Source organism: Leucobacter chromiiresistens, assembly GCF_001477055.1.
Lineage (GTDB): Bacteria > Actinomycetota > Actinomycetes > Actinomycetales > Microbacteriaceae > Leucobacter > Leucobacter chromiiresistens_A.
Map to the genome: position 1 here is coordinate 1 of NZ_LDRK01000105.1, position 4,092 is coordinate 4,092.

Genomic DNA, 4,092 nt, shown 5'->3' on the forward strand with positions numbered 1-4,092 from the left:
CCCTCCCCCTGAATCACGCTTCGCAGCACCTCCCCCAAGGAACCCCATGAGTGAACACCCCAAGCCCGTGCTCTTCTCCGGCATGCAGCCCTCGAGCGACTCGCTGCAGCTCGGCAACTACATCGGCGCGCTCAGCCAGTGGACGCAGATGCAGGAGGACTTCGACGCCTTCTTCTGCGTCGTGAACCTCCATGCCATCACCGTCCCGCAGGATCCGGCCGAGCTGATCGCCCGCACCCGTCGCACCGCGGCCCAGTACATCGCCGCCGGCATCGACCCCGAGAAGTCGACCCTGTTCGTGCAGTCGCAGGTCGCCGCGCACGCCGAACTCGCCTGGGTGCTGAACACCATCACCGGCTTCGGCGAGGCCAGCCGCATGACGCAGTTCAAGGACAAGTCGCAGAAGCAGGGCGCCGATGCGGCGTCGGTGGGCCTCTTCACGTACCCGGTGCTGATGGCCGCCGACATTCTGCTGTACCAGGCGGAGCGCGTGCCGGTGGGTGAGGATCAGCGCCAGCACGTCGAGCTCACGCGCGATCTCGCGACCCGCTTCAACTCGCGCTTCGGCGACACGTTCGTCGTGCCCGAGGCGCAGATTCCGAAGGGCACGGCGAAGATCTACGACCTGCAGGAGCCCACCGCGAAGATGTCGAAGTCGGCCGAGTCGGAGGCCGGGCTCATCAAGGTGCTCGACCCGGCGAACGTCACGAAGAAGAAGATCATGCGCGCCGTGACCGACGCCGACGGCGAGGTGCGCTTCGACCGCGAGGCGAAGCCCGGCGTCGCCAACCTGCTCACCATCTACTCCGTGCTGAGCGGCCGCACCATCGAGTCGATCGAGCAGGAGTACTCGGGGCGCGGCTACGGCGACCTCAAGAAGGGGCTCGTCGAGGTCGTCGAGGAGAGCCTCGCGCCCGTGCGCACCCGCACCGAGGAGCTCCTGGCGGATCCGGCCGAGCTCGACCGGCTGCTCGCCCGCGCCGCGGAGCGCGCCGAAGCGGTGGCGAACCGCACGCTCGATCTCGTGTACGAGCGCATCGGCCTGATCCGCTAGCCGAGCCGGGGCGGGGTGCCTAGACTGAGCGCATGACCGCCCCCGAGGCGCCGGCGCGCGCCGACGAGCGCCTCCAGCGCCGGCGCCTGCGCGCGGATCGGCCGATGCGGGCGTCCCGGCCGCTGCGAGCCCTGCGGGTGCTGCGCCGCGTGCCGTTCACGCTGACGTTCGTGGGGGCGATGCTCGCCGTCGGCGTCGCCACGGGGACACTGTGGCGGCCCGCCTCCGAGCAGAGCTGGTACCCGCAGGTCGCCACCGGCATCCCCTCCTTAGCCGAGGGCCGATGGTGGACCGTGCTCACCTCGCCGTTCTTCGTCGACCACCCGGCCGTACTGATCACCCTGCTCCCGCTCGTGATCGGCGGACTGGGGTGGGCGGAGTGGCGGTTCGGGTCGCTGCGGACCCTGGCGCTGGCCCTCGGCGGGCACATCGTCGGGGTGCTCGGGGCCGCGGGCATCCTGCTGCTCGTCTCGCAGACGGGCTGGCACTGGGCCGTGCGACTCGCCGGAACGCTCGACGTCGGCCCGTCGTGCGCGGCGTTCACCGCCCTCGTGTTCGCAATCGCCGCGCTGCCCGCGCCGTGGCGCCTGCGGGCGCGGATCGCCATCGGGCTGTGGGTCGGCATCTCCGTGCTCTACCTCGGCGAGCTGTACGATCTCGAGCACGCCGTCGCGATGACCGCGGCGCTGATCGCGAGCGGGTGGCTCCCGGCCTTCCGGCACCCCGCAGGGCGCCCGACGCAGCGGGAGTGGCGCCTCATCGCCCTCGCGGGCCTGATCGCCGTCGGCGTCATCCAGCTCCTCGATCTCGTCGTTCCGTTCGACGGCCCGCTCGGTCAGAATCACCCCACCGCCTCACTGGTCGACGTCGCCGTCGACGTCGTCGTGATCGCGCTCATCGCGAACGGCATCCGCTCCGGGTATCGGGTGGCGTGGATCGCCGCCCTCGGCGTCGGGGCGTTCAACCTCGCCACCGCAGCGCTCGGCTTCGCCCTCCTCCCGGCACTCGTCGACGCGGGCGCGGTGGCGTCGCCGAGACAGGTGTTCGCGCTCCTGCTCCCGCCTGCGGTGCTCTGGGCGGCGCTCATCGCGTTCCTCGTCGTGGGCCGGGGGGCCTTCCGCGTGCGGCTCCGCCGATCGCGGCGGGCGCTCGCCGCGGAACCGGTGACGCGCGACGAGCTCGTGCAGCGGCTCGAGCGCTCCGGCGGGGGCACCCTGTCGTGGATGGCGACGTGGGAGCCGAACCAGAGGATCGCGAGCGGCTCCGGCGCCGTCGCGTATCAGGCGCACGCCGGCGTGGCGGTGATGCTGAGCGATCCGATCGTTCCCGAGGGCGAGCAGGGCGCCGCGCTCGATCGGTTCGCGGATGCCGCGCAGCAGGCCGGGCTCATCCCCTGCGTCTTCTCGGCGAGCGAGGCGTCGGCCGCCGCGAGACCCGACGGGTGGCGGTCGGTGATCGTCGCCGAGGACACGATCGTCGACCTCCCCGGTCTCGCCTTCACCGGCAAGGCGTGGGGGCCGGTGCGCACCGCCATCAATCGCGCCGGCCGCGAGGGGATCTCGTTCCGCATGGTGCGGCTCGCCGAAGAGCCGTGGAACGTGCTCGCGCAGGTGCGGGCGATCTCCGAGCAGTGGGCGGGCGACAAGGGGCTGCCCGAGATGCGGTTCACGCTCGGGACGGTCGAGGAGGCGCTGGATCCCGAGGTGTACGTCGGCCTCGCCGTCGACGGGGGCGGCAACCTGCACGGGGTGACATCGTGGCTGCCGGTGTACGGGCCCGCTGCGCCCGCGGGCGACGGGGATCGGGCGGAGCCGCGCATCGTCGGGTGGACCCTCGACCTCATGCGGCGGCGCGATGGCGGCTTCGGCCCCGTCATGGAGTTCCTCATCGCCTCCTCCGCGCTGCACTTCTCGCAGGCGGGCTACGCATTCGTGTCGCTGTCGGGCGCACCGCTCGTGCGACCGGATGGCGCCGACGCGGGCCCCGTCGATCAGGTGCTCGCCCGGCTCGGGGCACTGCTCGAGCCCCTGTACGGGTTCTCATCGCTGCACCGCTTCAAGCAGAAGTTCAATCCGCGCTCGGCGTCCCTGTACCTCCTGTACCGGGATGAGGGCGACCTGCCCCGCATCGGCATCGCCCTCACGCGCGCCTATCTGCCCGACGCGTCGATGCGCGACCTCGTGACCTCCGCCGCCGGCACGGCGAAGCGCTCCGGGCACTGACCGGGGGCGCTCGGCGCCGGGCGGCGGGTCGCGCACGGACTGCGCACCGGCTGCGCGCGGGCTGCGCGGGTTGCGCCGTGTTGCGCCTCCCGCGAAATCATGACGTGCGGGTGCGCGCCGGCCGCGCATTGGGGCTACGATGATGATCGTGTTCCGGGGTCGGTGTGATTCCGAACCGGCGGTCAGAGTCCGCGAGCGTCGCACCTGCGATGCTGAACCGGTGGAATTCCGGTACCGACGGTGATGGACGCCCTGCGCGTTCGAGTCCGGATGAGAGGAACGCGCGAGCTGCGGACGTCCGTGGACCCTTGCGCACCCGGCACGTGAGGGAACGGCGGATCGGGATGCTCGAATCGGGCCTCGTCGAGGACGGGATGCGACGCGGTCTCGCGATCGCGCGCCGAGGCCCGTCGACGACGCCGAACCCGCAGGTGGGCTGCGTGCTGCTCGACCGCGAGGGGCGCATCGTCGCCGAGGGGTGGCATCGCGGCGCGGGCACCCCGCACGCCGAAGTCGACGCGCTCGCGCGCCTCTCCGCGGACTGGCGCGCACGGGCCGGCGAGCTCACCGCCGTCGTCACGCTGGAGCCCTGCAACCACACGGGCCGCACCGGGCCCTGCGCTGCAGCCCTGGTCGACGCAGGTGTCGGCGCCGTGGCCTACGCGCTCTCCGATCCCGGAGACGCGTCGTCGGGCGGCGCCGAGACGCTGCGCGCCGCCGGGGTCGAGGTGCGCGGCGGGGTGCTCGCCGACGAGGCCCGCGAGCTGCTCGGCCCATGGCTCGCGGCGCAGCTCGGGGCGGCGCAGGCCGCGGCGC

The 4,092-nt window shown here is 72.6% G+C and carries 3 protein-coding genes and 1 riboswitch; all 3 genes read left to right on the plus strand.

Going from position 1 to position 4,092, the window contains the following annotated elements; translation table 11 throughout:
- The first annotated feature begins 46 nt into the window (after positions 1-46).
- Positions 47-1,054 carry a tryptophan--tRNA ligase gene (gene trpS / locus NS354_RS11595; protein ID WP_058594633.1) on the plus strand — a complete coding sequence of 336 codons (1,008 nt, stop codon included), beginning with the start codon at positions 47-49 and terminating at the stop codon, positions 1,052-1,054.
- A gap of 32 nt (positions 1,055-1,086) precedes the next feature.
- Entirely contained in the window at positions 1,087-3,276 is a 2,190-nt protein-coding gene (locus tag NS354_RS11600) for a bifunctional lysylphosphatidylglycerol flippase/synthetase MprF (RefSeq protein WP_058594634.1), read from the plus strand.
- Positions 3,277-3,421: 145 nt separating this feature from the next.
- Positions 3,422-3,562: riboswitch (FMN riboswitch) on the plus strand.
- Between the two features lie 58 nt (positions 3,563-3,620).
- Positions 3,621-4,092, plus strand: a 472-nt coding sequence (locus tag NS354_RS11605; protein ID WP_206542610.1) for a bifunctional diaminohydroxyphosphoribosylaminopyrimidine deaminase/5-amino-6-(5-phosphoribosylamino)uracil reductase RibD, incomplete at its 3' end; no start/stop codon positions are given.